The sequence below is a fragment of the Bradyrhizobium sp. 41S5 genome (genome assembly GCF_011516665.3).
GTDB classification, from domain to species: Bacteria; Pseudomonadota; Alphaproteobacteria; order Rhizobiales; family Xanthobacteraceae; genus Bradyrhizobium; species Bradyrhizobium quebecense.
In genome coordinates, this window is the sequence record NZ_CP083721.1 from 6,601,407 (window position 1) to 6,628,090 (window position 26,684).

The following is a 26,684-nucleotide window of genomic DNA, read 5'->3' on the forward strand; positions in this document are numbered from 1 at the left end:
ATCACACCGTCTCTATCAACATCGCGCCGCCCTGCCCGCCACCGATGCATTCGGTGGCGACGCCGCGCCTGGTGCCGAGCCGCTTCATCGCATTGACCAGATGCAGCACGATGCGGTTGCCGCTGGTGCCGACGGGATGGCCGAGGCTGATCGCGCCGCCGTCGACGTTCAACTTCGCGCGGTCGATCTCGCCGGCCGCGCCGTCGAGCCCCAAAATCTCGCGACAGAATTTGTCGTCGTTCCAGGCTGCGAGACAGCCGAGCACCTGCGTCGCAAAAGCCTCGTTCAGCTCCCAGGTCTCGACTTCCTGCAAGGTCAGCCCGTTGCGCTTGAGCAGTGCGCTCGCCGACAGCACCGGACCGAGGCCCATGATCGACGGATCGAGCGCCGACCACTGGCTGTCGAGGATCACGGCCATCGGCGTCAGCCCATGCTTTGCCACCGCGGTCTCGGATGCCAGAATCACCCAGGATGCGCCGTCGGTGATTTGCGAGGAATTGCCGGCGGTGACCTGACCCCACGGGCGCTCGAACACCGGCTTCAGCTTTGCCAACGTCTCCGGTGTCGAGTCCGGACGCACGCCATCGTCATGATCGTAGAACTTGCCGTCGCGGGAGAACGCGGTCTCGACCTCGCCCTTGAGGAAGCCTTGCTTCTGCGCGTTGGCGAGCCGCTGATGGCTCTCGGCGGCGTAAGCATCGGACTGCGCGCGCGTGATGCCGAAGAGATGGCCGACCTTCTCGGCGGTCTGGCCCATGTTGAGCTCGGTGATGGGATCGGTCAGCCCGCGCTCGAGGCCGATGATCGGCTTGAAGTAGCTCGGCCTCACCTTCAGCGCCGCGGCGATCTTGGCACCGATGCCCTTGGCGCCGGCAAAGCCGGCAAACCAGCGCACGCCGGAATTCGGCCAGACCAGCGGCGCGTGGCTCAACGCCTCGGCGCCCCCGGCGAGGATCAAATCGGAGATGCCCTCGCGGATATAGCGATAGCCGGTGTCGATCGACTGCATGCCGGAGCCGCAATTGATCTGCACCGTGAAGGCGACCATCTGCTCGCCCATGCCGAGCCGGAGGGCTGCGACCCGCGCCGGGTTCATCTCGTCGGCGATCACGTTGACGCAGCCGAGGATGACCTGGTCGAAAGCGGTGGGCGCGAAAGGCTGCCGCGCCAGCAGTGGCCGGCCGCATTGCACGGCGAGATCGACCGGGGTGAACGGGCCGGGACCGGAACGCGCCTTCAGGAACGGCGTCCGGCTGCCGTCGACGATAAAGACTGGTCGCGCCATCAGCTCGCCGCCCTCTGCTCACCAAGCTCCTGGAAGAACTGATGCACGTCGGCGGTTTTCTTGTAAATCGGGGATAGCGCCTCGGGCGCAAAATCATCGACCTCGATGACCTTGGCCACGGCCTCATGGGCTGCGGCGAGCTTCTCGCCGTCGGCCTCGGTGACGACGCCTTTCTTGACGGCCTCCTTCCAGTCATGCAGCCGCGCCGCGCGCAGCTGCTTGGCCGCATCCTCGGACTCGGTGACGAGGCGGAAGGCCCTTTCCAGCCGCGCGATGCCGCCGTCATCCTCGACAAAGGCGAGATCCGGCGTCAGGCGGTCGCGTGCCGCCGACGGCGACATCACGAGTTGTGCGCAGAGATGCACGACGCTGTCCGACGGCCCCGTGACGCGCGCGCCGAACGGCTGGATCAGGAATTTCAGCATCCATGCCACCGGGCGGTTCGGCAGATTGGCGAGGATCTCCGCAAAGCGGTTCTCGATGGTCTTGAAGCCGGATGCCATGCACCATTGGAGCGCGGGAAGATCTTCCTTCTGCCGCCCCTCGTCCTGCCAGCGTTTGAGCGCGGCAGAAAGCAAGTAAAGCTCCGACAGGATGTCGCCGAAGCGCGCTGAGAGCATTTCCTTGCGCTTCAATGCGCCACCGAGGGTGAGCAGCGCCATGTCGGCGCACAGCGCGAACGCCGATGAATAGCGCGAGAGCTGGCGATAGAACTCCGTTGCATCACCGGCATCCGGCGCTGGTGCGAACAGGCCAAAGGTCCAGCTGCGGCCCCAGGCTCGGAACATGGTCGCGAAGCTGTGGCCGACATGCTTCCAGAACGCGGTGTCGAACGCAGCCAGGCCCTTGTCGCGATCGCTCTCGCTGAGCGCGTTCATCTCCTGCAAGAGATAAGGATGCGCGCGGATTGCGCCCTGTCCGAACACGATCAGATTGCGGGTCAGGATGTTGGCGCCCTCGACCGTGATACCGACCGGTACCGAGCGGTAGAGCCCGCCGAGATAGTTCTGCGGCCCGTCGATCACCCCCTTGCCGCCATGGATGTCCATGGCGTCGTCGATCGCGATCCGCATCCGCTCGGTGGCGTGCAGCTTCATGATCCCTGAGATGACGGCGGGGTGATGCCCCTCGTTCAGCGCGGCGCAGGTCAGCCGCCGCGCGGCGTCGAGCAGGTAGGCGGTGCCGGCGATGCGCGCGAGCGGCTCCTCGATGCCCTCGAACTTGGAAATAGAAATGCCGAACTGCTCGCGGATGCGGGCATAGGCGCCGGTGGTGCGCGCGGCGTAGGCGGCGCCGGCGGCCGACAGCGACGGCAGCGAGATGCCGCGGCCGGCGGCGAGCGCCGTCATCAGCATCTTCCAGCCCTGCCCCAGGCGCTCCTGGCCGCCGATGATGTAGTCGAGCGGAATGAAGACATCGCGGCCCCAGTTCGGGCCGTTCTGGAACACCTGCATCGCCGGCAGATGACGCTGGCCGATCGAGACGCCGGGCAGATGGGTCGGGATCAGCGCAACCGTGATGCCGAGCTCTTCCTCGCTGCCGACCAGGTGATCGGGATCATAGGCCTTGAAGGCGAGGCCGAGCAGCGTCGCCACTGGCCCCAGCGTGATGTAGCGCTTGTGCCAATTGAGCTTGAGCCCAAGCACCTCGCGGCCTTCGAAATTGCCCTTGCAGATGATGCCGGTGTCGATCATCGAGGCGGCATCCGAGCCGGCCTCCGGGCTGGTCAGCCCGAAGCAGGGAATGTCGTGGCCGGCAGCCAGGCGCGGCAGCCATTTGTCCTGCTGCTCCTTGGTGCCGAAGCGCATCAGGAGTTCACCCGGCCCGAGCGAGTTCGGCACCATCACGGTGACGGCCGCGGTCAGCGAGCGCGAGGAAATCTTGCGCACCACTTCGGAATGCGCATAGGGCGAGAAGCCGAGGCCGCCGAATTCTTTCGGGATGATCATGCCGAAGAATCTCTTCGCCTTGATGAAGGCCCAGACCTCGGGCGGCAGATCGCGCCATTCCCAAATGATCTTCCACTCGTCGAGCATCGCGCAGAGCTCATCGACCGGACCGTGCAGGAAGGCGTTCTCCTCGTCGGTCAATCTGGCCGGCGCGAACGCCAGCAATTTCGACCAGTCGGGATTGCCGGTGAAGAGATCGGCGTCCCACCAGACGTCGCCGGCTTCCAGCGCCTCGCGCTCGGTGTCCGACATGGTCGGCAGCACACCACGCGCCCAGGAGAAGATCGGCTTGGAAAGGTAATCGCGGCGGAAGCTCATGGTGGGGTCCTCATGGATCGGCGCGGGTAGCTGATATTATCGGAAAGTGCCGGTCACGGGTGAACACTTCGCCCTGCAAATAAAGCGAAATTGACGCGGCCAGGCCGCCGTTTGTTAACGGCAGGCCGCGCGTTCAGTTCCGAAAGCTGAGCTGCGACAATCAGGTAGCGGGGGGCGCCGGCGCTTAGATCGCGGTGCGCCATGTCGAACGGGCGCCGCAGCGGAAGTCCACCTCTCCCCGCTGGGGAGAGGTGGAGTAAAGATCGCGGCTAGGCCGGCCCGGCGCCCTGGGTCGCGGTATAGACCGCGTAGAGCGACTGGCTTGCGGCCATGAACAGGCGATTGCGCTTGGGGCCGCCGAAGGTGATGTTGCCGCAGACCTCGGGCAGCCGGATGCGGCCGAGCAGCTTGCCTTCCGGCGACCACACCGTCACGCCGTTGTAACCGACCGCGCGGCCGGCATTGCTCGAGCACCAGACATTGCCGTTCACGTCGCAGCGGATGCCGTCCGGTCCGCACTTCACGCCGTCGATCGTAAAATCGCTGAACCGCTTGCCGTTGACGGGCTTGTTGTCGGCGCCGACATCGAACACGAAGACGTCGCCCTTGCCGCCCGGGCCGGTGTCGCCCGGCCCCTTGCCGGTCGAGACGACGTAGAGCTTCTTGTAGTCCGGCGAGAAGCAGAGGCCGTTCGGATCCGGCACCTGGTCCTCGCCCACCACGAGATCGACGCGGCCCGAGGGATCGATGCGATAGCAATTGGTCGGCAGCTCGCGCTTGGCCGCCACGAAGCCCGCCGGCTGGCCGATCCGCGGATTGAGCTTGCCGGCGGAATTGCCCGGTCCGCCTGCCGCGTCAGGCTCGCCCTCGTAGAGCTGGCCGCCATAGGGCGGATCGGTGAACCAATAGCTGCCGTCGGGATGCGCGACGATGTCGTTCGGCGAGTTCAGCCGCTTGCCCTGATAGTTGTCGGCAAGCACAGTCGCAGTGCCGTCATTCTCGTAGCGCGTCACCCGGCGGGTCAGATGTTCGCAGGAGAGCTGGCGGCCCTGGAAGTCGAACGAATTGCCGTTCGAGTAGTTCGACGGCATGCGGAACACGCTGACATGGCCGTCATCCTCCGACCAGCGCATCTGCCGATTGTTCGGGATGTCGCTCCACAGGAGATAGCGGCCCTGCGAACTCCAGGCCGGGCCTTCCGCCCACAGCACACCCGTGAAGAGGCGCTTGATCGAGGTGTTGGGCTGGGCAAGGTCGTTGAAGGACGGATCGACCGCGATGATGTCGGGGTCCCAGAAATAGGTGGTCGGCGCACCGCGCGGACTGAAGTCGCGCGGCGGGCTGGTGATGGTTGTCGGCGGTCCGACCGGTGCGGGCGCGTTCTGAGCCAGCGCGCTGCCGACGCCGGCTGCGGCAGCGGCCGCCCCCACCGCCAATCCCTGGACGAGTGTTCGACGTGAAACGTTCGGATCGCGCCGCTCTTCCTTCTGACCGTTCTGCGCGCCTTTTGGACCGCTCCGCTCCTGGCGTGTCATCGCATCCTCCCATTGTGCTGGCCGGCCGTTGATCCGGCCTGGCGCGCGGGAGGTTAGACCGCTCGCTCGGAGGTTGCGAGTGACGGTTTCGTGGCAACGCCAACTTCGCGGCATGGCAAGATGATCGATTTTGCACGATACTGGCAAGCCGGTTGGGGGATTGACGGCTAATGACGGTAAGCAACTATTTCGATCCGCGATGGGACGGAGCATCAATCCCATCGGAACATTGGCATTTGCACCGCAGGCTCTTGGAGCGTTACGGAATCGTCCTCGCTCCTGGCGAGTTTGCAAAGTTTGCAACCGATATCAGAAAGCGCCGGGCGCATCTTGTAGAAGAGCGGCCGGACGGTACCGCCGTCTATTGCGCCAAGGTCGACAGCGCCGGGATCTACGTCTTTATCGGTACCAAGAAAGGCAAGATGGTCACGATCTTGCCTGCTTCCGACTCGCTTAAACGGAAGACATTCACTTACCTTATGCGCCTCCGCGCGAGCCGATCAGGCACCATCTCGTGAGAGCTTTCCGCCAGTCGGCCCGCGTCAATCCGGCCGGATCATCTCGAACATGTTTTCCGGCTTGATCTCGAAATAGTCGCCGCGGCGGCCGGCGCGGACGATCGGGTGCGCGAGACCGGTCTGATAGACGCCGTCCTTGATGAAGGCCTTGTCGATGTGGACGGCGACCACCTCGCCGAGCGTCAGCCAGGCCTCGGCCTTCTTGCCGTCGGCGCCCTGGAGCTGGATGATCTGGCTCACCTTGCATTCGAACGACACCGGGCTCTCGGCAACGCGCGGCACGTTGACGAGCTTGCCGGCAACCTGCGTCACCCCTGCGAGCTTGAACTCGTCGACATCGCGCGCGACATGCGCCGCGGTCGCATTCATGTGCTTGGCGAGATCCATCGTCGCCAGGTTCCAGACGAACTCGCCGGTGTCCTGGATGTTGGCGACGCTGTCCTTCCAGTTGGTGGAGGAAAAGCCGATGATCGGCGGCACATAGCAGAAGGCGTTGAAGAAGCTGTAGGGCGCGAGGTTGACGTTGCCACCCTTGTCGCGCGAGGAGATCCAGCCGATCGGCCGCGGCGCCACAATGGCATTGAACGGGTCGTGCTTCAGGCCGTGGCCGTTCTTCGGCTCGTAGAAATGCAGGTCTTTGGCGGTCACGCTGGGCCCCTCTCACGGTAGCCCGGATGGAGCGCAGCGCAATCCGGGACTCGTCTCACACGTGGAAGCATTCTCGGATTGCGCTGCGCTCCATCCGGGCTACGATTTCGCTTCGCTTGCAATGCGGGAAGAGTCAACTGACGAAAACGTCAGTGCCGGCGCTCAATTGGCGCGGATGCGCGGCGACAGGCCGGCGATCACGAAATCGATCATCTGGTCGATGGTCGGGCCCGGCTTGGTGGCGCATTGGGCGATCATCTGCGGGTGGAAGAACCGCATCATCGCCGTGCCGGCGCACAGCGCGGCGACTTCGAGGTCGTCGACCTCGAACTCGCCCGTCGCCACGCCTTGCGCGATCACCTCGCCGATGGTGTGGCCGATCGTTTCCATATGGGTGACGCAGACCTGCCAATCCTCCTGCATCGCGATCTCGACCATCTCGTGCAACTTGGAATCGTCGACATAGCGCTCGGTATTCATGCGATTGATCGTCTTCATCATTTGGCGCATGCGCGCCGCTGCTGGCCCTTCCGATCGCGCGATGCGCTGGGCCTCAACCTCGACCCCGCCCATCAGGCCGCGCGCCACGCCTTCGTGGATCGCCTTCTTCGAATCGAAGAAGCGGTACACATTGGCCGGGCTCATCCGCAGCTCTTTGGCGATGTCGGCGACCGTGGTCTTCTGATAGCCGATCTGCCGGAACAAGCGCTCCGCCACCACGAGAATCCGCTCGCGGGTGTCGGTTTCGCTATGTTCCGAGATCAGTGTCATGTTGGCCTGCTCAATCTTCAATTATTCGGCCGCCTCAGCAAGTGGAAATGCGAGTTGTCCCTCACCGGCATGCTGCGGCGCAGTATTGACTTGCTCGGGGCCGCTTTCGTCCAAGGTCTTGCGGAACCAGAGGGCGTAAAGGCCCGGCAGATACAGCAAGGTCAGGAAAGTCGCAACAAACAAGCCGCCCATGATGGTGATCGCCATCGGGCCCCAGAACGCCGAGCGCGACAGCGGGATCATGGCGAGGATAGCGGCGAGCGCGGTCAGCACCACCGGCCGGGCGCGCCGGACGGTGGCCTCGACGATCGCCTCGCGCCGGGTCAGGCCGGAGGACACGTCGCTCTCGATCTGATCGACCAGGATCACCGTGTTGCGCATGATCATGCCGGCGAGCGCGATCAGGCCGAGCAGCGCCACGAAGCCGAACGGCTGGTTGGCGACGTTCAGCCCGAGCGAAGCGCCGACGATGCCGAGCGGCGCGGTCAGGAACACCAGCGTCAGGCGCGAGAAGCTTTGCAGCTGGATCATCAGCAGCGTCAGCATCACCATCACCATCACGGGGAAGAGGATAAAGATCGACGCATTGCCCTTGGCGGATTCCTCGAACGCGCCGCCCGGCTCGATCCGGTAGGCCGGCTCGAGATGCGCCTGGATGTCCTTCAACTTCGGCGAGATCTGGTTGGTGACGTCGGGCGCCTGCACGCCGTCGACGACGTCGGAGCGCACGGTGATCGCCATGTCGCGGTTGCGCCGCCACAGGATCGGCTCCTCATGCGCATATTCGATCTTGGCGATCTGCTGCAGCGGCACGGCGACGCCATTGCGTGACGTGATGGTGAGATCGCCGACGCGGCCGAGATCGAGTCGCTCGGACGGCACCGCGCGGGCGACCACGCCGACCTTCTCGATGCCGTCGCGGATGGTGGTGACCGGCGCACCCGAGATCAGCATCGCCAGCGCCTGCGAGACATCCTGCGGGGTCAGGCCGAGCGCGCGCGCCCGATCCTGGTCGACCGCCAGCTTCAGGTAAGGCGACTGCTCGTTCCAGTCGAGCTGAACGTCCTTGACGTTCTTGTTCTGGCGCATGACCTCGCGCACCTGGTAGGCGATGTCGCGCACCTTGTTGGCGTCGGGCCCGATCACGCGAAACTGGACCGGGAAACCGACCGGCGGACCGAAGTTGAAGCGGTCGACCCGGACCCGCGCCTCGTTCAGCGCGCCGTCGGCGGCGGCCTGCTCGATCTTGGCCTTGACGCGCTCGCGCGCCTCGACGTTCTTGGCGAGGATCACGATCTCGGCAAAGGCCTCGTTCGGCAGCTGCGGGTTGAGGCCGAGCCAGAAGCGCGGCGAGCCCTGGCCGACATAGGCGGTATAGGTCTGGATGTCCTGGTCGTCCTTCAACAGCCCTTCGGCCTGCTTCACCGCCTTCTCGGTGACGTTGAAGGCCGTGCCCTCGGGCAGACGGAGCTGCAGGAACAGCTCGGGCCGCTCCGACAGCGGGAAGAACTGCTGCTGGACATGGCCGAAGCCCACGATCGAAAGCACGAAGACGCCGACGGTCGCCGCCACCACCTTGATGCGGTGATCGACGCACCACTGCACCACGCTGCGCAAGGCCCGATACATCCGCGTCTCGTAGATCGCGTGCGGATCGTGGTTCTGGTGCACCTTGATGTTCGGCAGCAGCTTGACGCCGATATAGGGCGTGAAGATCACCGCGACGAACCAGGAGGCGACCAGCGCGATCGCCACGATCCAGAAGATGCCGCCGGCATATTCGCCGACCGCCGAATTGGCAAAGCCGATGGGGAGGAAGCCAGCGGCTGTGACCAGCGTTCCCGTGAGCATCGGAAACGCGGTAGATTCCCAGGCAAAGGACGCCGCCTTCATGCGGTCCCAGCCCTGTTCCATCTTCACCACCATCATCTCGACCGCGATGATGGCGTCGTCGACCAGAAGGCCGAGCGCGATGATCAGCGCGCCGAGCGTGATGCGGTGCAGATCGAGCGACATCGCGTTCATCACGATGAAGACGATGCCGAGCACCAGCGGCACCGAGAGTGCCACCACGATGCCGGTGCGCCAGCCGAGCGCGACAAAGGAGACGAACAGCACGATGGCGAGCGCCTCGACGAAGGAGTGCACGAACTCGCCGACGGCGTGCTCGACCACCTTCGGCTGGTCGGCGATCTGCTGGATGTCGACGCCCTGCGGCACCGCCTTCAGGAACTCGGCGGTCGCCTGCTGGACCTCCTTGCCGAGCTCGAGGATATTGGCGCCCTTGGCGGTGACGACGCCGATGCCGAGCGCCGGCTTGCCTTCCTGGCGCACCTTGAAGCTCGGCGGATCGACATAGCCGTGGCTGACGGTCGCGATATCGCCAAGCCGGAACACGCGGCCGTTGCTCTCCACCGGCGTTTCGGCAACCGCCTTGACGCCGTCGAGCGCGCCGGTGACGCGCAGCGGCACGCGCTGCGAGGAGGTCTCGACCGTGCCGGCCGGCGTGACATTGTTCTGCTTGGCGAGCGAGTCGAACAACGCCTGCGGCGTGATGCCGAGCGTGGCGAGCTTGGCATGCGAGAACTCGACGAAGATGCGCTCGTCCTGGGTGCCGTAGAGGTCGATCTTGGTGACGCCCGGCACCTTCAGCAGGCGCTGGCGGAAGCCTTCGGCGACCTTCTTGAGCTGCGCGTAATTGGCGCCGTCGCCGGTCATCATATAGAGGATCGAATCGACGTCGGAGAATTCGTCGTTGACCACGGGGCCGAGGATGCCGGAGGGCAGCTCGCCCTGCACGTCGACCAGCTTCTTGCGCAGCAGGTAGAAGAGATAGGGCACGTCCTTCGGCGAGGTCGAATCCTTGAAGGAGACCTGCATCGCCGTGAAGCCCGGCTTGGAATAGGTCTGCACCTTGTCGAAGAACGGCAGCTCCTGCAGCTTCTTCTCGATCGGATCGGCGACCTGCATCTGCATTTCCTGCGAGGTCGCGCCCGGCCACATCACCGAGACGTTTACCACCTTGACGGTGAAGAACGGATCCTCGGCCCGGCCGAGCTTCTCGTAGGAGAAGAAGCCGGCGGCGCCGAGGATGATCATCAGGAACAGCACCAGCGTCGGATGGCTGACCGCCCAGGCCGAAAGGTTGAAGCGCTTCATGTCAGTCTCCAAATCCCCAAACCGTTATCGCCACGGCCGTCATTGCGAGGAGCGTTAGCGACGAAGCAATCCACACCTGTCTTGCTGCGAGATGGATTGCTTCGCTTCGCTCGCAATGACGGAACAACGACCAATCAGAACGACAGCGACGAGACGACCCGGACCTTCTGGCTCGGATCGAGTTTCTGCACGCCGAGGGCGACCACCTTGGCGCCATCGTCGACGCCGCCGGAGATGACGACGTTGTTGCTCTCATAGGCCTTCACCTTGACCGGCTTCAGCGCGACCTCGCCCTTGTCATCGACGATGTAGAGCGAGGGATCGCCACCCTGGCTGTACAGCGCCGACAGCGGCAGCTTGGCGACCCGCTCGGTCGCCTTGTCGGCCAGGGTCAGGGTCGCGGTCATGCCGAGCGAGACGGCCTCGTCGGCGTCCGGCAGCGAGAACTTCGCGAGATAGGTGCGGGTGGCGGGATCGGCCTGCGGCGCGACCTCGCGCAGCCTGGCGGCGTAGGTCTTCTTGGCATCCGACCACAGCGTCACCGTGGCAACGCCCGACCTGGCACGAGCGAGAAGCGTCTCGGGGATCGCGACGACAGCTTCCTTCTCGCCAAGTCGGGCGACACGGATCGAAGCCTGGCCCGCGGCAACCACCTGGCCGGGCTCGATCATGGTCGCGGTGACGACACCCCTCGTGTCGGCCACAAGCGTTGCATAAGAGAGGGAATTCTTGGTCAGCTCGACCGAGCGCTCGGCGCGGTTCAGCCGCGCCCGCGCCTCGTCGCCGGCGGCCTTGGCGGAATCGAGCGCCGCATCGGTGGCCCAGCCCTTGGCCTTCAGGTCCTTGGCGCGCTGCTCGGCGGCCGCGGCCTGCGCCAGCACGCCGGTGGCGGCGCGGAATTCCGCCTCCGCCTGCTCGGCCTGCAGCTTCAGATCGACCTCATCGAGGGTGGCCAAGGGCTGGTCGACGTCGACTGTCTGTCCGACCTCGACCAGCCGCTTGGCCACCTTGCCGGCGACCCGAAAGCCCATATCGGCTTCGATACGGGGCTTGATGGTGCCGACAAAGCTGCGCTCAGGCGTTTCGGCCTCGTAATGGACGGTCGCCACCAGAACGGGGCGTCCGGGATCGGCGTTTTCGGCTGCCTTTTCATTGCAGCCGGTCAGCGCGAACACCGCGAAAGCCAGCGTTGCTCCGGTCAAGAGCCTGTAATAGCTCGACAAAACGGAACGAACGAACATCTGAAATCTCCATCGGGCTGACGACTGATGAAGAGTATCGATTTATCACTGATGAATGTCAACATTCGTCATAAGACACATATTAGTGAAGCCGGCCAGTTGACGAGTAGACTCGCTGACAACATACAGTGAACGATCACTTTATGTTCTCATTGGTTCTCACTTGTTCCTAAAATATCGCATTTTTTCTCAGTTATACCTCATTGGAAACTTGCAGTTGGAACAGAACTATGTTTCATAACTGCCATGCCGATAAAGACTCGCGAGACCTACCGAGACATCCGTTCAGACCTGAAGGAACGGATGATTTCGGCTGCGGCAAACCGCGACCATCATCAGAAGCTCGTCGACGAGTTCGATGCCGAGGTGCTGATGCTGATGAAGTTGTTGGATCAGGAGGAGAAACGCTTCGGAAAGTCGGCTCAAGAACCCGCTGCAGATGCCATCGCACTTCCGACGTTCATCGTCGAAAGCTTATCTCGCGGAAGGATGGACAAGGATGGCCTGAGGCATTTCGCTGAAAGCAAAGGAGTGACCGTCGACGGGCGCTCGCTGCACGCAACACTTATAAACCTGGTTCGCGCTGGGAGGATTAAAGAGGTCGATGAGGGACTTTACGACCTCCCGTAGCGCAAAACGAATTGGGCTCTGGGAGTCATCCAGAGCCCAATGTGTAGGTGTTCTAGAGCACCTGCTAAACCTCCCCGGTCACCACAACCGGGTATCAGGGCGGCGGCGATCCAGGTTCACCCCTGGATCGCCGCTGGCGGCCTAGAGTTCCAATATAGGTTTCTCAGGTGAATCTGTCGAGAGTCGGATTCTGCACGCATTTCTCTCTACTTCGCCTGCCCCGCCCCCGCGAACTCGGTCTTGGTTTCGTGGCTGCCGAGGAAGACCAGCAAGCCCGCCGCGAGCGGCAGCAGCGACAGCACCAGAAGGCCGGTCGACGTGCTGCCGGTCGTCTCCTTGACCCAGCCGATCAGATAGGGTCCGCCGAAACCGGCGAGGTTGCCGATCGAGTTGATCAGCGCGATCGCGCCGGCTGCGGCGGTGCCTGACAGCCAGGCGGTCGGCAGCGTCCAGAACACCGCGAAGGTGCAGAACACGCCGATCGCGGCGACCGTCAGCACGACCATGGTCATGGTCGGATCGGTGATGTAGCTGGAGACTGCGAGCGCCAGCGCCGTGAGCAAGAGCGGCGCGCCGACATGAAACACGCGCTCCCGCGCGGCGTCGGACCGGCGCGCCCACAGGATCATCGCGACGGTGCCGAACGCATAGGGGATCGCGGTGACGAATCCGGTCTGCGCGTTGGTGAGGCCGAACGCCTTGACGATCTGCGGCAGCCAGAACTGCATGCCGTAGAGCGAGGCGACGAAGCCGAAATAGATCGCGCTCAGCGCCAGCACTTTCGGCGAGGACAGCGCCTGGCCGAGCGTGAAGTGCTGCGCCGCTTGCTTGGCCGCAACCTCGGCGTCGAGCTTCGCCTTCAGCCAGGCCTTCTGCTCGGCCGAGAGCCAATCGGCCTTCTCCGGCCGGTCGGTGAGATAGAACCAGGTGACGATGCCGAGCAGAACCGAGGGGATGCCCTCGATCACGAACAGCCACTGCCAGCCCTTCAGCCCCATCGCGCCGTCCAGCCCGAGCAACAGGCCGGAGATCGGCGCGCCGATCACAGTCGAAATCGGCACCGCGAGCGCGAAGGCGGCGAGGAAACGCGCGCGATACTCGGCCGGATACCAGTATGTGAGATAGAGGATGATGCCGGGGAAGAAGCCGGCCTCGGCGACGCCGAGGAAGAAGCGCAACGCATAGAAACTGTGCTCGTCATAGACCGCCGCCATCAGTGCCGAGAGGATGCCCCAGCTCACCATGATGCGGGCGATCCATTTGCTGGCGCCGAATCGCTCCAGCGCCAGATTGCTCGGCACCTCGAAGATGAAATAGCCGATGAAGAAGATGCCGGCGCCGAACGAGAACACCACCGGCGAGAACTTCAGCTCGCTGTTCATGGTCAGCGCGGCGAAGCCGAGATTTACGCGGTCGAGATAGGAGAAGAAGTAGGCCAGGATCAGGAACGGGATCAGCCGCCAGGAGATCGCGCGGATCGTGGACGTCTCGATCTCGCTGCGGGCGCCGCGATCGGGCGCAGCGGTTGCGGTCTGGCTCATCTGTTTCCCCAAAAGCTAATGCTTGCCTTGAGGATTATTGGGTGGCCCGGCCATGAGCAATGGCAAAAACTCATAGCACACAGGCCAAACGGGACCCGGGGCTGCGCCCCGCCGACCATCACCGTCATTGCGAGCGGAGCGAAGCAATCCATAACGCCGCAAATGGTGAGGTGGATTGCTTCGCTCCGCTCGCAATGACGATGGAAAAGGCCAGCCCTTACTCGGCAAGCTGGAAGCGCTCGACGCGGTCGAGCTCCTCCTCGATGCGGCGCTTCAGCTCCTTGCGCGCCGCCTGCTTCTTGCCGTTGCCGACCCAGCTCCATTTCTGCATCAGGAGCTTCCTGTTCTGCCGGTCGGTCTTCAGGTCGAGGGCGGCAACGATATCGTCGCCGACCAGCACCGGCAGCGCGAAATAGCCGAACAGGCGCTTCTCCTTCGGCACATAGGCCTCGAACCTGTGGCCATAACCGAAGAACAGCTCGGTGCGCTTGCGCTGGATGATCAGGGGATCGAACGGCGAGAGGATGTGGACCAAAGCGGGATCCCCCTCGCCGGTCTCCTCCAACACCTCGGGCCGCGCCCAATGCTCCTGCTTGCCGGCGCCATCGAGCGCGATCCGCACCAGCTCCTTGCGGCGCACCCTCGCCTCGATCAGGCTGCGCACCGACTTCTTGCTCGGCGCGTCCAGATGGCAGATCGAGTCCAGGCTGACGATGCCCTGCGAGCGCAGCGCGCGGTCGAGCAGATAGGCTGTTCTGGCCGAGGCCGATGCAGGCTTCGGCGGCTTGTCCCAGCCGAAATGCCTGCTCATCAGCTCGTAGGTCTTCAGCATGCCGGCGCGCTCGCTGATCGTGACCACGCCGCCATAGAAGGCGAGTTGCAGCGCACGCTTGGAGGGTTTGCGGCTCTGCCAGAGATGCTCCTTCTCGGTCAGCACGTCGTCGTCGATGTCGCGAATGGTCAGCGGACCGGCCCGCAGCAGCCGCAGCACCTTGCGGGTATCCGACGGCGTCACCGACGCGAACCATTTATGGCCCTCGCGCTTGTGTGCCTTCATCGCCGGCAGGAAGATGTTGATGTCTTTGGACGGCACGTAGGACAGCGCGTGCGTCCAGTATTCGAACACGCTCTTGTCCTTGCTCTGCGCCTGCTTGAGGTCGGCGCGGCGGTAGTCCGGAATCCGGGTGAACAGGATGTGGTGGTGGCAACGCTCGATGACGTTGATGGTGTCGATCTGCACATAGCCGAGATGGTCGACGGCGGCCGCCACGGCTGACGCCCCGTCCCCGAACGGCGCCGTCGTATCGAGCCGTTGCGCGCGCAGCCAGATATGGCGGGCGGCGGCATTGTTCAGGAATAAGGGTTCGGCGACGCGAGGCATTGCCCAGCCAATGTAGTGAGATTCGCGCTGCTGTGGAGAGCCGCGCGGCGCAAATCAGCCGCGCATGAGCATCGACGCCTGGACGTGTGGGGCGCTTCGGACCGCCTACTGCGATCCAACGGCCCGCCGCAACCAGGCAACGTCCGCCATCGCCGCCGCGAGCGCGGCGTTTTCCTCATCGAAAACCCGGGACGAATGACCGCCAACCGGAAACCAACCGCGGCCATCCTCCACGTCCCGCCGATATTCTTCGAAGCCGATGGTCCCTTCCGGGCGAACGAAGATATCGACACAGCGCGAAGCGCCTTCGTCATTGATCGAGCGGAGGACACGATTGACGTGGGCCAAGATGCTCTCCTCTCCGTCGCCGGGCCCTGCACAGCACGAGACAGGGGCCGGTCGATTCAACCGTGACATGGATCACATTCGCGGCTTTGAACCAGTCCTAGAGTCGCAGCATCAAAACGACAACAGCCGGATTGGCTGACCTGACATTCAAGGACGAAAACCATGACCCGCTCCCTTTCCTTGTCTCTTTTGACAATCGGCGCTGCGCTGTCGATGACGGCGGGCGTCGCACTGGCCGGCAGCGACACCGTTCCGGCCGCCCAGATCCTCAATGCGCTGAAGCCGAAGTCGGCCACCCGCGGCCTCTCCGCCGGCGCGCAGGTCGACCCGGCCGCTTCGGCCAAGGAGGCGAGCTTCCTCAACACCGTTCGCAACCGGCAGACCCGCTCGCTGTCATTGGGCGAACGCCAGGAGATCGCCGACATCGCCGCCAACAAGCCGAAGATCGATCTGGAGATTCACTTCGACTACAACTCGGCGGAAATCGCCAAGGGCTCGACCCAGGCAGTGCAGGAGCTCGGAAAGGCGCTGTCGGACGCCAGCATGAAGGGCTCGACCTTCGTCGTCGCCGGCCACACCGACGCGATCGGCAGCGAGGCCTATAACCAGGATCTCTCGGAGCGCCGCGCCGACACCATCAAGAACTATCTGATCGAGCATTACGGCCTGAACGGCTCTGATCTCGTGACCGTCGGCTACGGCAAGACCCGGCCGAAGGATCCGAGCGCGCCGATGGACCCGACCAACCGCCGCGTGCAGGTCGTCAACATGGATACCAAGACGGCATCGCAGTAATCTCCCGAAACTTCCGATCCGTCTGTCAGACCTGGCGGGCGGATCGCCTGTTTCAGAGAGATTCAAATCCAGTTCTGGAACAGCATCAGCCGATTGAACGTCGCCATCGACGTCCCGATGGCGGCAACCGTGATCGGCAGCATCGCGATGAAGCCCGCGCATCCGGCGGCCGCGAAGGCCCACAACAGCCAGCGCGGCGCACCCTTGCGCGTCAGGGCGTAGACCAGCACGAAGCTCGCCGTAGTCGCGGCTGGCAGGTAATAATAGATGAATCCGAGCGTGCGCGGCAGCAGCGCCCAGGCGAGATAGGGGCCGAGATAGAACGCAAGCACGAGAAACGCATCGCGGCTGCGAGTGACGATCCAGTCGCGCAACGCGACGATCAGCGCGATCAAGGCCGGCCACAATATCAGCGGATTACCGAGAAACACGATCGCGGCGAACCTGTCGTCGCCGGCTTTCTCGAACAGGTACCAGACCGGACGCACCAGGAACGGCCAGGACGGCCATGAGCTCATATAGGTGTGGCCGGCGATCGCGGTCGTGGTGTTGTCGGCAAAGATGCGGCGTTGTGCCTCGACGAGGTCGGTGAACGAGAGGCCGTACAGCGGCACGAAACTCGCGAGATAGACCGCCGACGGAATCAGCACGAAACAGACGATGAAGTGGGGAAGACGGAAATCCAGCCACAGGTCCGGCCGGTACCAGTCCTCCGCATTGGCGTCCACAAAGCGCGTGCGCCAGCCTTGCATCAGGCGGATCACCGCGACGATCGCGATGCAGGTCGCGAGCACGAACAGCCCGCTCCATTTGCAGGCACAGGCAAACCCTGCGAATACGCCCGTCAGCGCGAACGCGGACTGCGGCCGCTTCTGCCTGAAGCCGTGGATGAAGGCCGCGATCGCGAACAGACACAAGGCGAGCGCGAATATATCCAGCATCGCAATCCGTGACTGCACGAACAGCATCTGGTTGAGGAAGGCGATCAGCACGGCCGCGATGGCGCGCTCCTGCGACGCGAACAGCGCGAGGGCGCCGAGATAGACTGCGACCAGCGCGAGCGCACCGAACAGCGCCGCGGGATAGCGCCATCCGAGCGCCACGTCACCAAACGCCTTGATCGACAGCGCGATGATCTCCTTGGCGAGCGGCGGATGCATCGGGTTGAGGATCGGGCCCTCGATCACCGGCAACAGCATCTGGCGCGCCGCCGGCACGTAATGCACCTCATCGAAATAGAGCTTGTCCGGCGTGGTGATCCCGAGCAGCAGCACGACATGGGCGACGATGAAGATGGTGGCCGCGACGATCGCCGTGCGTGCGGCGGGACGCCGCAGAACAGAAGGAGATTCGGATGAGATGATCAAAGGACGAGCACGCTGCGAGGGGACCAGTGTGAGCGAAGTGTGAGCTACGACAGCCAGGAGTGTGATGTATGTGACGAGTGTGATCAAATCTCACGTTGATGTCCGCAGCCGCGAGCATTTCGAATCCATCGACACTCACCATCCAGCGCAACTCAACACGGCTTGTGACAATTATACAATATCAGCTGCGTCCGCGATCCGATACGATGAGAGGGTAGGTCGATCGGTATTGCAATGAATTCGCGTCACAGCTTTTTCTCCTTACTTGCACTCGGTCTTGCTGTCGCACTGACGGCTCATCCCGTTCAGGCGCAAACGCGTGTCGGCGAAGCGGCCATGGTGAAGAACGAGGTCGTCCGCGTTGCGGCCGCGACCACGCCGATCAATGTCGGCGACGCGCTGCTGCGCGACGAGACGGTGCGCACCGGCCTCGGGAGCGCCGCGCGGCTGGTGATGGCCGACAGCACCAACCTGTCGCTTGGACCGAATGCCTCGCTCAAGCTCGATCGCACCGTGTTCGACGACGAGCATCACTATCGCGATGTTGCAATCCGCCTGACCTCGGGAGCGTTCCGCTTCGTCACTGGCCACTCGAACAAGGCCGCCTACACGATCACGACGCCGCTTGCGACCATCGGCGTTCGCGGCACGGTGCTCGACATCCTGTCGCAGCGCGGCAAGACCACCGTGGTGTTGCAGGAAGGCGCATCGACCGTGTGTACCTCGAACCGGCAATGCATCGATCTGACCCAGCCCGGCGACACCGCGATCATCACCTCGAGCGGCGGCCGCACCACGATCCAGAAGACCAACACCCCGCCCTGGACCTTTGCCGCGACCTGCACCCAGGCCGCGGGCCTGTGTACCGTCAGCCAGTTCGCGGATGCATCGCCGGTGACGCCGCCGGTCGCGGACGACCCCACCGGCATGCTGTGCGGACGGTGAGCATGGTGCGGCATATCCATCACCTGGTCCTGTCGGCCGTCCTGACCATGGCACTGTCGCTCACGATGCTGCAGGCGGGCGCTGCGCCGGCCCAGGCGCAGAGCCCGACGCCGAACTGTACGAATCCCGATACGCTATCCGCGTCGTCGAACTGTACATCGACGCCAACGCCTACGCCGACACCTACTGCCACACCATCGCCAACGCCGACACCCACGCCGACACCTACGCCCACGCCCAGCCCGTCGCCAACACCGATCGCCGGCGCACCGTCGAGCGGCCGTTCGATCAACAACCTCGCCGACCAGCGCTTCAACCAGATGATCACCAACCGGGTGCTCGGATCGGTGCTGCTCGGCGTCAACGAGCAGGTCAATTGCGACGACTGCATCAGTGCCTTCGGCTCCGCCGGCTCGTTCTCGGCGGGCATCCATGGCCGCAAGACCATTACGCCGAACCTGTCGCTGCTCGCCGGCATCGCCTACACGCAGTATGGCGAGGGCGGCTACAACGTCACCAGCGCGCCGATCGGCGCCTTCGCGCTGCGTTATGACTTCGTCGACTGGGGCTCGTCGCGGCCGTTCTTCGATATCGGCACCATCCTCTCGCCGTCGGAGAAAGTGCGCTACACCCGCAGCTACGCGACCAGCCTCGGCCCGGTGTCGGTCACCGGCGAGACCTCGAGCGAGAATTACGGCGTCTATGGCCGCGCGGGCTGGATCAACCGGCTGTCCGCGCGCGACGAGGTCGCGGCTTCGGTCGAGATCTGGCAGCTCTGGCAGCGGGTCAAGGGCTACAGCGATCCTGCCGTTGCGTTCAATCCGTTCGATGCGACCATCGCCGACGGCACCGATCGCACCAGCCTGGTCAAGATCGGCGGCCAGTGGACGCATCTGTTCGGATCGAACATCGAGACCAACATCAATGGCGGCTGGGTGCAATCCTTCGCTACCCATTCCGGCATCGTCGCCACCGTCACCGGCGATGGCACCATCGTGCCGACGATCGGCAACCAGGGCTGGTTCGAATATGGAGGCCGCGTCGGCTTCCGCATCACCAAGGGCTGGATCGCCGACCTCTTCCTCAACGGCACCGCCGGACCGCAGCCGGTCGGCAATACGCTTCACGGCGGCGTGGGCCTGCGGATCAGTTATTAGGGCGGAGCCGCTCGTCCGGACCCGCGCCGTGTCACAACGGTCCGCCGGCGCCGACGCCGATCTGCATTCAACCGTTGTCCCAATAGCCGTCCGAGTAACCTTCCCGGTACCCGGATCGATAGCCGTAATCATATCCGCTCGGATATTCGTCGCCGTATTCGTACACGTGGCGATGGTAGTGGACGACAGGAGCCGGCGAAAAATAGTCCCTCTCGTAGACATAGGCTGGAGCCGCACCGGCAGCCATGGTTGAGCCTAACAGGGCACCGACGGCCAAGCCGCCGACGATGCCAACAGCCACCGCATCTCCTCGCCGGCCACCTGCCGCGGCTTTCGTCGACGCAAGACATCCCACAGCGATCACCGCCATGGTGGCAAAGACAGCTACTCGCTTCATTGAAGCATATCCTTGTTCGCGTTCAACAACCGCGCCCGCCCCCTTGGCAGCGATCGACAGAGCTCCTTTAGAACGTGACGAGCTCCTTGAGCTCGCTCCTGACGAATCGCGGCACAACCCGTCGGGCCACGAAATGATTCCAATCCTTGAACTTTGACTTTGCTCTCGCCTCCGTGATCGCCGTGACGCCGCGCACGCTGAGATGCGGAAGCTTCACCAGTTCGCTGACAGGAGCGGTGTTGAGGTTGATCTTGTCGGCGCGACCGATCGACGGTCGTGTTGCGGGTGCCGGGTGAGTTGAACCGGTCATTGATGGAGATGTCTGCGCGACCGCGGTGGCACTGATGACTCCGCAAACGCCGAGGCTGATGCAAACCAACCTGATAAGCATGGACCGCTATCCTTCGTGATATGACGCCCTTGACCTCGCCGCCGATAAAGCGGGAGCCGATTACCGCAAGATTACGAGTGCGATCATCACGGCGGCGTTCCGGGAATGAGCCTGATCAAAGCAGCACGACGAAGAGCCTTGCTGCTCCATGATCCACCAGCATGTTCGCTCCTGGATCAGTCGTCTGCGGCGCATTTCCCGGCGGCTGATTCTCCGGCAGCGCGACATCCGGCTCCGCGCGGAGCGGCGGATCGGCTTGCGGAGAAACATGTCCTCCGCCCTGACCGGCATCGTTGACGAGGCTTGACGGTGCATCGTCCGGCTCACGAAGCGGCGCCACCAGGAATGCAACGAGGTTTCGCTTGATGCCTGGAAGTCCGAACAGGCTCGATTGAACGGAAAACTCGCGTTTGACATAGCTTCCGGCGTGAGCCGCCATTTGCCCGATCCATTCAAGGCAATCGTGCTGGTCATCGAAACAGAGCGCTGCCCAGCCGCGCTCCGGTGTCACCTCGCGAGGCAGTGCCAATGAATATTGGTAGGCGAAAGGAGCGCCATAATGCGGGTGATCGGAGCTGTAGAATGCCACCGCAACCCCAAGGCTATCGTTGCCGCCGACGATCGACAGCGGCGTGCCCATCTGCTCATGCCACAGCCGGGTGAGCTTGTCTGCCGCCTGTTGATAGACGTTTCGCCCTTCCTCATAACCGTAGCTGTTGCGGTAGAGCGCGTGCGCTGGGGCCGCCATCACGGCGGCAATGATTGCTATTCCGGCAACCAGGAGCGCTGCATTGACCGTGTAGAACCGCTCGATCGGATAACGCGTGCTGCACACGACGGGCACGGCGAGCAGGAACAATCCCTGAAGCGCCCATAGCGACGGCAAGTCCGTGCCGAACAGTATGGACGTGGTGAAAGGAAGAGCGATCGTGCCGATCGCGACGTGGCCGATTAGCTTCAGGTTGGGATCCGCCGCCGCAAAATCCCGAGGAAGGCGCTTTATTCGATACCCGGCAATCATCGCCCATGCAATCGCGGACACACTTGTCGCGGCAGCAAGGCCCAGCAGGAAATTGACGGCATCCCGCAGCGAGTGGTGGAAATCGGTCCCCACATGCGTCGCGGCATAATGGACAGGCTCCGCGCCTGTCGTGGCCAGCCAGTGCAGATGCGGAGATAGCGCAATCAGCCCGACGGCAGTGGAGATCCAGGGCGAACTGGACGTGAAATAGGCTCGTCGCAGGGGATGAATGATTGCCGACAACGCGAAGCTGGCGATCAGAAAGATGGAGTAATACTTGCCCAGCATTGCAAGCGATGCCGCGACACCCGCAGCAATCGCCCAGAGCGGCGCCCTCGTTTCAAAGGCGCGCAGGAAGCAGTAGGTCGCAAGCGGCCAGACCGCGAGCAACACGGCGTTGGCGTTGAAGCGCTGCGCGTGAAACTGGTATGCCGGGGTCAGCATCAGCAGGAGCAGCACGATCAGGCGCTTGTGCCCGGTCACGAACCTTCTTGCGATGAGGTCAACGAACCACAACGCCAACGCGGCATTTGTCATCGCCATCAGCTGCAGCGACCAATCGGTGAGCGGAAAGACCGCGGTCCACGCACCGGTCGTCCACCCCATCAACGGCGGATGCTTGGGATAACCCCATGCGAAATGCCTGCCATACGTCCAGGTCTCCAGCACGTCCGGATGCAAGCCGGCGCCGTGATAGGCGACTGACAGATACACCGTCCAGATGCCGACGAAGCAAACGAGCAGCAATGGCACCGACCACCCCGCCTCGACTCCCTCCAGCCATTGATTGAACGGACGGCGCCAAGACGCCGGGCTGCGATCTGACCGCTTGGCCATCGCTGAGAACGCAAAATCGACCGGCATATCGTTCGGAAGCCTGGGGACGGAGATCGGAAAGCGCGATGCGAGCCGCGTTGTCCGCCATGCTTTTCACAGCGACCATTACGACAGCCTGACGTGACTCCGCCGCTGTCGACGTATTCCTGCGCGCGCCGACGCGCCGTCATTCGCCTGTCATGTTGATCGACGTCTCTGGCCGGGAAATCGCTGAGAGGGATGCGCATGCGAAAGCTCGCGCGCTGCCATGACGCTGATCGTCTCCGGAGCACCGATGTGTGCGGCGCCCCCCTGGTTACCGCGCAGCAGTAGCCAGAGGGCTCATTGGCGGCCCGGCGATCGGCGCGTTCGCCGGTGCGGCGCCCATGGTCGAGTCTTTCGGACTGGCCCTCATCAGGCGTCGATCCGATCACCACTTCCATTCGCAATGGCCAATCGAGCCCCAAGGAAAAGGCTAATTACATCAATGCATTCGTGTGGACACCGCGGTTTTCTTCCCGGCCGTAATCTTATTGTAATCCGTCTGTAATGGTAGAAACATTGGTTTACATTTGGGAGAGAATGCGGTGCGAGTTCTGGTCGTGGAGGATGACCCCCAGCTTGGGCCATGGCTGCGGGATACCTTGGCGACGGCCTTCGGCGCATCCGACATGGTCACGACGCTCGAGGAGGGTCGAGCCGCAGTCGCCGTGCGAAGCTTTGAACTCGTGGTGATCGACCGCGGACTGCCGGATGGCGACGGTCTGGCCTTGCTGCGCGACCTGAAGCAGCAGAAGCCCAGCCCCGCGACGATCGTGCTGACGGCACTCGATGACCCCCTCGATATTGCGCGCGCCCTCGATGACGGGGCGGACGACTACGTGGCCAAGCCATTCGAGCCGATCGAGCTGATTGCCCGAGCCAAGGCGGTGCTGCGACGTCTGTTTCTGGATAGAGGGGCGATCGTTCGCATCGGCAATCTGAGCTACGACGTCCTCAATCGCGAGGTCTGCGTCGATCACGCGCCAATCGTTGTCCCGCGGCGTGAACTGGCGATTCTGGAAGCGATGGTCCGGCGCATTGGACGCGTCGTCCTGCGCGAGACCCTTGAAGTTGCCGCCTACAGCTTTGATGACGAGATTCAATCAAACGCCATCGAGGCTCACGTTTCGCGGCTGCGCCGGCGCCTCCGCGCGGCCAACTGCAAGGTCGTCATCAAACCGGTCCGTGGCCTCGGATATCTTTTGAGTGGCGAATGATGATGTTGGAGTGGCAAAGGCTCAAGCGCGTCCATCGCTCGATCGCGGTGCTGTCCGCGACGCTGATCGGCGCCGTGACGACCATCATGCTGCTCTGCGCAGCAGCCTTGCTGATCCGGTTTGGCGGTGACGATGACGGCACCTGGGCCGCCGCCGATGTCGCCGCTGCCTTGAAGGAAGCCGTCATCCGCAACGAGACCGGGCAACTGGCGCTCAAGCGGACATCGAGGCTGGACGAGATCACCCGCAATTTCCCGACATTCTGGTATGTCGTGTCCGACAAGAGTGGAGAGGTCAGCTACGGCCCTATCCCGAAGTGGCGTCCGCAAAAGACCCAGACATCGCGTGACGGGACGAGTTTCATCGCCTACGCGTTTGACGGCGAAACCACGAATCTGAGGAAGATGGCGGTCGTCAGAAATACGCCCGTGGGTGAGGTGTGGATTGAAACCGGTGGCGTGGCCTATACGGCGGCGCAGCTGACGACCGGAATGCTCACCGATGCGACGATCGTTGCGCTCCCTATCATCCTTGTCCTGGCGGCGACGGCGTTTACCGCGATGGTCTTCGTGCCGACGCTGATCGCGCGTCCCGTCCGCGCCGTCGCGGCGGCCGCCGAAATGATCGATGGGGTTTCGGATGGCCGCCGATTGCCGGAACAAGATGCACCGGCCGAGCTCTTGCCCCTCGTCGCGGCTTTCAATCGCGCGCTATCGCGAATAGACGTCGCGTCGAAATCGCAACGAAATTTCCTGTCGAATGCGGCACACGAACTTCGTACGCCCTTGACCAATGCGCGCACCATCCTCGAGCAGGTCGAGGACGCTCCGTTGCGCGCCAGGCTGATAGCCGAGAACCAGAAGCTGTCGTCGATCGTCACCATGCTGCTCCAGCTCGCGCGCATCTCCGCGGAACCTGCCGAACTGATCGAGATGGATCTTGCGGCGCTCGCGCGCAGGGTTGCGGCCGAGCACGTGCCGATGGCGTTGAAGAACGGAAGCGATGTCGAGTTCACCGAGCCTCGTCACCCGGTCTGGGTGCGTGGCTCGGAAACCGCGATCGCCGTCGCGCTCTCGAACCTGATCCGAAACGCCGTGACGCACGGCAGCGCCGGTGGCTCCGTCCTCATCGAGGTCGGAGCACCAGCGCGGTTGAGCGTGATTGACTACGGATCGGGCCTCCAACTCGGTCAGCCCGAGCTGCTGCTGGAGCCCTTCAAGCGCGGCAACACCCGCACGGAAGGAACGGGGCTGGGGCTTTCGATCGTCTCCCAAGTGATGACCACCCACGGCGGCACGGTTTCCCTCTGCGAGACGCCTGGAGGCGGCACCACGGTCGAACTGAACTTTCCGGTCCCAGGCTGCCGGCAAGCCGACCTGCCTTCAGGCAGCAAAGCCGCCCAAGCCATGACCGAAGTCCGGCCGGACGGCATTTCCGCAGTCTGAGGTGCTGTCTTAATGTATCGTGCGGCGTCTCAGGCGGTGGCCGCCGCGGACTGCGCCTTCGTTGCGGCCTCGAGGTCCATCCACATCACTTCCCAGATGTGCCCATCGGGATCCTCGAAGCTGCGGCCGTACATAAAGCCGAAATCCTGCTTCGGCGACGGATCGGCCGTGCCGCCCGCGCCTTTCGCCTTGGTCACGTAGCCGTCGACTGCGTCGCGGTTGTCGGCGGAGAGACAAACCAGCACTTCGCTCGTGGTCTTGGCGTCGGCGATCTTCTTCGACGTGAACTGCCGGAACTTGTCGTGGGTCAACAGCATGACGAAGATGGTGTCGGAGATCACCATGCAGGAGGCGGTCTCGTCGGAGAATTGCGGATTCTTGGTCGCGCCGATCGCCTCATAGAAGGCGGTGGCATGGGCAAGGTTGCTGACCGGCAGGTTGACGAAGATCATTTTGGGATTGGCCACGCGAAGAACTCCTGTTGGCGGGGTTGTGCCCCGAGGACGAACCGCATATCCGGATTCCGACATCGCCGCGCAGATTTTTCTTGCGGCGTCCTGCCGCAGGCTGCTTCAGGTCACGATCGGCGTCGGCATGGTCAGAAATGCCCGTGTCACATGCCAGAACAGCTCACGATTGATGGCCAGCGCCACCGAATGGGCGGTGCCAGGCAGGATGATGAACTGCCGGTCGCCATTCGGCAGCTTGTTGAAGAACTCCTCGAGATCGGGGACCGCCGCGATCCCGTCATGTTCGCCACGGGCCAGCAGCACCGTCGCCAGCACCTTCTCCGGATGCACCACCGGCAGATTGGCGGTCATGTCGAGATAGGTGCCGGTCGGCATCTGGTCGCCGAACTGCATCTCGACATCGGCCAACGCTTCCACCACCGCGGGGTCCGACGTGCCCGGCCTGTCGCGGGTCGCGATCGACCGGATCATGTCGCGGTCGCGCGTGCGCATGTTGTGGCTGCGGTAGTAGGCAAGCTGCTCGGCGCGCTTTGCCAGTGTCGGCGAGCCCTCACCCTTGTAGGTGAAGGCGGCGAACATCAGGCGATCGATGCGCTCGGGCGCGGCCATCGCGAAGGCGCCCGCGCGTAGCGCGCCGGAGGATTCGCCGATGAAGTGACATCGCGCCTCTCGCCGGTCTCGCGCGCGATCACCTCGACCGCCGCCTTCAGATCATCGACGCCGCTTGCGATATCCGCATTGCCCGAGGTGCGGCCCGACTTGCCGTAGTTCTCGTGATCCATTGTCCAGCAATCGAAGCCGTAGCGCGCAAAGACGTTGAGCAGCGAATACTCGCCCTTGCCGGGCACCGTGAGGTCGAACACCCTCGACGTCACCGACGAGCCGTGGACGAAGAACACCACAGGCCGCGCCGGCTCGCCCGGTTTGGGCGCGCCTATCCGCTTGCGGAACATCCACAGCGGGATGTCACCCTTCTTCGCCCAGTATTCGTTGCTCCATATTTCTCCCTCAGCAGGAACTGCGGTCGCGGCCTGCGCCGGCGCTGCGCCGAGCACACCGGCTGCCGTCGCAACGCCGATGCCCTTGATGATGGTGCGCCGCGAATGATCTGCTGGCATCATGGTTCGCTCCCTTCCGGATTTCTTGGTCCGATCCGGTGCGATCGAGCATAGCAGCGCGCATGACCGGTTGCGCAACGGGCGCATCTCGCGGCCGCAGTTGCGATGCACGATTTTGTGAACGCGGTTTCCGGCAAAGGGCGCGGACGACGGACGGACTTGGTCCTAGTCTCCGCCGC

General features: G+C 63.5%; 24 protein-coding genes. 7 read left to right on the forward strand and 17 right to left on the reverse strand.

Features of this window, described 5'->3' with window-relative positions; all coding sequences use genetic code 11:
- Position 1 precedes the first annotated feature (1 nt).
- The 3 genes from HAP47_RS31730 to HAP47_RS31740 form a co-directional block, all read right to left on the reverse strand.
- Complete coding sequence (locus HAP47_RS31730) at positions 2-1,285, reverse strand: acetyl-CoA C-acetyltransferase (RefSeq protein ID WP_173641191.1); 1,284 nt, start codon at positions 1,283-1,285, stop codon at positions 2-4.
- Entirely contained in the window at positions 1,285-3,552 is a 2,268-nt protein-coding gene (locus HAP47_RS31735) for an acyl-CoA dehydrogenase (RefSeq protein WP_173641190.1), read from the reverse strand. The genes HAP47_RS31730 and HAP47_RS31735 overlap by 1 nt, the downstream gene beginning before the upstream one ends.
- A gap of 269 nt (positions 3,553-3,821) precedes the next feature.
- Positions 3,822-5,087: an SMP-30/gluconolactonase/LRE family protein gene (locus HAP47_RS31740; protein WP_173641189.1), complete on the reverse strand. Its 1,266-nt coding sequence runs from the start codon at positions 5,085-5,087 to the stop codon at positions 3,822-3,824.
- 170 nt (positions 5,088-5,257) lie between these two features.
- On the opposite strand from HAP47_RS31740, the gene HAP47_RS31745 reads away from it, so the two are divergent.
- A complete protein-coding gene (locus HAP47_RS31745) occupies positions 5,258-5,605 on the forward strand; it encodes a hypothetical protein (RefSeq protein ID WP_173641188.1) in 348 nt (115 codons plus the stop codon).
- 24 nt (positions 5,606-5,629) lie between these two features.
- Here the strand turns inward: HAP47_RS31745 and HAP47_RS31750 are convergent, their stop codons facing one another.
- From HAP47_RS31750 to HAP47_RS31765, 4 genes are all read right to left on the reverse strand, one after another.
- Positions 5,630-6,253, reverse strand: a complete 624-nt coding sequence (locus HAP47_RS31750) for a flavin reductase family protein (RefSeq protein ID WP_173641187.1) — start codon at positions 6,251-6,253, stop codon at positions 5,630-5,632.
- Positions 6,254-6,415: 162 nt separating this feature from the next.
- On the reverse strand, positions 6,416-7,024 hold the full coding sequence (locus tag HAP47_RS31755) for a TetR/AcrR family transcriptional regulator (protein WP_173641186.1): 609 nt from the start codon (positions 7,022-7,024) through the stop codon (positions 6,416-6,418).
- A gap of 21 nt (positions 7,025-7,045) precedes the next feature.
- On the reverse strand, positions 7,046-10,183 hold the full coding sequence (locus HAP47_RS31760) for an efflux RND transporter permease subunit (protein WP_173641185.1): 3,138 nt from the start codon (positions 10,181-10,183) through the stop codon (positions 7,046-7,048).
- Between the two features lie 134 nt (positions 10,184-10,317).
- A complete protein-coding gene (locus HAP47_RS31765) occupies positions 10,318-11,424 on the reverse strand; it encodes an efflux RND transporter periplasmic adaptor subunit (protein ID WP_173641184.1) in 1,107 nt (368 codons plus the stop codon).
- A 246-nt stretch (positions 11,425-11,670) separates the two neighbouring features.
- Here HAP47_RS31765 and HAP47_RS31770 point away from each other — a divergent pair, with 246 nt between their 5' ends.
- Positions 11,671-12,054 carry a hypothetical protein gene (locus tag HAP47_RS31770; protein ID WP_173641183.1) on the forward strand — a complete coding sequence of 128 codons (384 nt, stop codon included), beginning with the start codon at positions 11,671-11,673 and terminating at the stop codon, positions 12,052-12,054.
- A 206-nt stretch (positions 12,055-12,260) separates the two neighbouring features.
- On the opposite strand, the gene HAP47_RS31775 is transcribed toward HAP47_RS31770, so the two are convergent.
- The 3 genes from HAP47_RS31775 to HAP47_RS31785 all read right to left on the reverse strand — a co-directional run bounded on the left by HAP47_RS31775 (position 12,261) and on the right by HAP47_RS31785 (position 15,324).
- Entirely contained in the window at positions 12,261-13,595 is a 1,335-nt protein-coding gene (locus HAP47_RS31775; protein WP_173641182.1) for an MFS transporter, read from the reverse strand.
- A 217-nt stretch (positions 13,596-13,812) separates the two neighbouring features.
- Positions 13,813-14,976: a winged helix-turn-helix domain-containing protein gene (locus tag HAP47_RS31780; protein ID WP_173641181.1), complete on the reverse strand. Its 1,164-nt coding sequence runs from the start codon at positions 14,974-14,976 to the stop codon at positions 13,813-13,815.
- Positions 14,977-15,081: 105 nt separating this feature from the next.
- Positions 15,082-15,324 (reverse strand): hypothetical protein, encoded by a 243-nt coding sequence (locus tag HAP47_RS31785; RefSeq protein ID WP_173641180.1) that lies wholly within the window; start codon positions 15,322-15,324, stop codon positions 15,082-15,084.
- 162 nt (positions 15,325-15,486) lie between these two features.
- Between HAP47_RS31785 and HAP47_RS31790 the strand changes: the two genes are divergently transcribed.
- The gene (locus tag HAP47_RS31790) at positions 15,487-16,119 is read left to right on the forward strand and encodes an OmpA family protein (RefSeq protein WP_173641179.1); all 633 of its coding nucleotides are present in this window, start codon (positions 15,487-15,489) and stop codon (positions 16,117-16,119) included.
- 62 nt (positions 16,120-16,181) lie between these two features.
- Here the strand turns inward: HAP47_RS31790 and HAP47_RS31795 are convergent, their stop codons facing one another.
- Entirely contained in the window at positions 16,182-17,486 is a 1,305-nt protein-coding gene (locus HAP47_RS31795; protein WP_173641178.1) for a phospholipid carrier-dependent glycosyltransferase, read from the reverse strand.
- A 234-nt stretch (positions 17,487-17,720) separates the two neighbouring features.
- Between HAP47_RS31795 and HAP47_RS31800 the strand changes: the two genes are divergently transcribed.
- The gene (locus tag HAP47_RS31800) at positions 17,721-18,431 is read left to right on the forward strand and encodes a FecR family protein (protein ID WP_173641177.1); all 711 of its coding nucleotides are present in this window, start codon (positions 17,721-17,723) and stop codon (positions 18,429-18,431) included.
- A gap of 2 nt (positions 18,432-18,433) precedes the next feature.
- Positions 18,434-19,588 (forward strand): hypothetical protein, encoded by a 1,155-nt coding sequence (locus HAP47_RS31805; protein ID WP_210285331.1) that lies wholly within the window; start codon positions 18,434-18,436, stop codon positions 19,586-19,588.
- Between the two features lie 67 nt (positions 19,589-19,655).
- Here HAP47_RS31805 and HAP47_RS31810 read toward each other — a convergent pair whose 3' ends face one another.
- From HAP47_RS31810 to HAP47_RS31820, 3 genes are all read right to left on the reverse strand, one after another.
- Positions 19,656-19,985: a hypothetical protein gene (locus HAP47_RS31810; protein WP_173641175.1), complete on the reverse strand. Its 330-nt coding sequence runs from the start codon at positions 19,983-19,985 to the stop codon at positions 19,656-19,658.
- Positions 19,986-20,052: 67 nt separating this feature from the next.
- Complete coding sequence (locus HAP47_RS31815) at positions 20,053-20,295, reverse strand: hypothetical protein (protein ID WP_173641174.1); 243 nt, start codon at positions 20,293-20,295, stop codon at positions 20,053-20,055.
- 196 nt (positions 20,296-20,491) lie between these two features.
- Positions 20,492-22,261 carry a glycosyltransferase family 39 protein gene (locus HAP47_RS31820; RefSeq protein ID WP_173641173.1) on the reverse strand — a complete coding sequence of 590 codons (1,770 nt, stop codon included), beginning with the start codon at positions 22,259-22,261 and terminating at the stop codon, positions 20,492-20,494.
- A 539-nt stretch (positions 22,262-22,800) separates the two neighbouring features.
- Here HAP47_RS31820 and HAP47_RS31825 point away from each other — a divergent pair.
- Together HAP47_RS31825 and HAP47_RS31830 are read left to right on the forward strand one after the other, a co-directional pair.
- Positions 22,801-23,472, forward strand: coding sequence for a response regulator (locus HAP47_RS31825; RefSeq protein ID WP_050401724.1), 672 nt, complete (start codon positions 22,801-22,803; stop codon positions 23,470-23,472).
- Positions 23,472-24,917, forward strand: a complete 1,446-nt coding sequence (locus HAP47_RS31830; protein ID WP_231169019.1) for a sensor histidine kinase — start codon at positions 23,472-23,474, stop codon at positions 24,915-24,917. The genes HAP47_RS31825 and HAP47_RS31830 overlap by 1 nt, the downstream gene beginning before the upstream one ends.
- Positions 24,918-24,946: 29 nt before the next feature.
- On the opposite strand, the gene HAP47_RS31835 is transcribed toward HAP47_RS31830, so the two are convergent.
- The 3 genes from HAP47_RS31835 to HAP47_RS31845 form a co-directional block, all read right to left on the reverse strand.
- Complete coding sequence (locus tag HAP47_RS31835; protein WP_173643028.1) at positions 24,947-25,369, reverse strand: VOC family protein; 423 nt, start codon at positions 25,367-25,369, stop codon at positions 24,947-24,949.
- A gap of 120 nt (positions 25,370-25,489) precedes the next feature.
- Positions 25,490-26,038: a serine aminopeptidase domain-containing protein gene (locus tag HAP47_RS31840; RefSeq protein WP_231169020.1), complete on the reverse strand. Its 549-nt coding sequence runs from the start codon at positions 26,036-26,038 to the stop codon at positions 25,490-25,492.
- Entirely contained in the window at positions 25,966-26,508 is a 543-nt protein-coding gene (locus tag HAP47_RS31845) for an alpha/beta hydrolase (protein WP_231168504.1), read from the reverse strand. The genes HAP47_RS31840 and HAP47_RS31845 overlap by 73 nt, the downstream gene beginning before the upstream one ends.
- Between the last annotated feature and the right edge of the window lie 176 nt (positions 26,509-26,684).

Bases quoted from the DNA above. Each gene is read 5' to 3' on its own strand.
- HAP47_RS31730 (WP_173641191.1), bottom strand. From the start codon at position 1,285: ATGGCGCGACCAGTCTTTATCGTCGACGGCAGCCGGACGCCGTTCCTG.
- HAP47_RS31735 (WP_173641190.1), bottom strand. From the start codon at position 3,552: ATGAGCTTCCGCCGCGATTACCTTTCCAAGCCGATCTTCTCCTGGGCG.
- HAP47_RS31740 (WP_173641189.1), bottom strand. From the start codon at position 5,087: ATGACACGCCAGGAGCGGAGCGGTCCAAAAGGCGCGCAGAACGGTCAG.
- HAP47_RS31745 (WP_173641188.1), top strand. From the start codon at position 5,258: ATGACGGTAAGCAACTATTTCGATCCGCGATGGGACGGAGCATCAATC.
- HAP47_RS31755 (WP_173641186.1), bottom strand. From the start codon at position 7,024: ATGACACTGATCTCGGAACATAGCGAAACCGACACCCGCGAGCGGATT.
- HAP47_RS31760 (WP_173641185.1), bottom strand. From the start codon at position 10,183: ATGAAGCGCTTCAACCTTTCGGCCTGGGCGGTCAGCCATCCGACGCTG.
- HAP47_RS31765 (WP_173641184.1), bottom strand. From the start codon at position 11,424: ATGTTCGTTCGTTCCGTTTTGTCGAGCTATTACAGGCTCTTGACCGGA.
- HAP47_RS31770 (WP_173641183.1), top strand. From the start codon at position 11,671: ATGCCGATAAAGACTCGCGAGACCTACCGAGACATCCGTTCAGACCTG.
- HAP47_RS31775 (WP_173641182.1), bottom strand. From the start codon at position 13,595: ATGAGCCAGACCGCAACCGCTGCGCCCGATCGCGGCGCCCGCAGCGAG.
- HAP47_RS31780 (WP_173641181.1), bottom strand. From the start codon at position 14,976: ATGCCTCGCGTCGCCGAACCCTTATTCCTGAACAATGCCGCCGCCCGC.
- HAP47_RS31790 (WP_173641179.1), top strand. From the start codon at position 15,487: ATGACCCGCTCCCTTTCCTTGTCTCTTTTGACAATCGGCGCTGCGCTG.
- HAP47_RS31800 (WP_173641177.1), top strand. From the start codon at position 17,721: ATGAATTCGCGTCACAGCTTTTTCTCCTTACTTGCACTCGGTCTTGCT.
- HAP47_RS31805 (WP_210285331.1), top strand. From the start codon at position 18,434: ATGGTGCGGCATATCCATCACCTGGTCCTGTCGGCCGTCCTGACCATG.
- HAP47_RS31810 (WP_173641175.1), bottom strand. From the start codon at position 19,985: ATGAAGCGAGTAGCTGTCTTTGCCACCATGGCGGTGATCGCTGTGGGA.
- HAP47_RS31815 (WP_173641174.1), bottom strand. From the start codon at position 20,295: ATGACCGGTTCAACTCACCCGGCACCCGCAACACGACCGTCGATCGGT.
- HAP47_RS31820 (WP_173641173.1), bottom strand. From the start codon at position 22,261: ATGCCGGTCGATTTTGCGTTCTCAGCGATGGCCAAGCGGTCAGATCGC.
- HAP47_RS31830 (WP_231169019.1), top strand. From the start codon at position 23,472: ATGATGTTGGAGTGGCAAAGGCTCAAGCGCGTCCATCGCTCGATCGCG.
- HAP47_RS31835 (WP_173643028.1), bottom strand. From the start codon at position 25,369: ATGATCTTCGTCAACCTGCCGGTCAGCAACCTTGCCCATGCCACCGCC.
- HAP47_RS31845 (WP_231168504.1), bottom strand. From the start codon at position 26,508: ATGATGCCAGCAGATCATTCGCGGCGCACCATCATCAAGGGCATCGGC.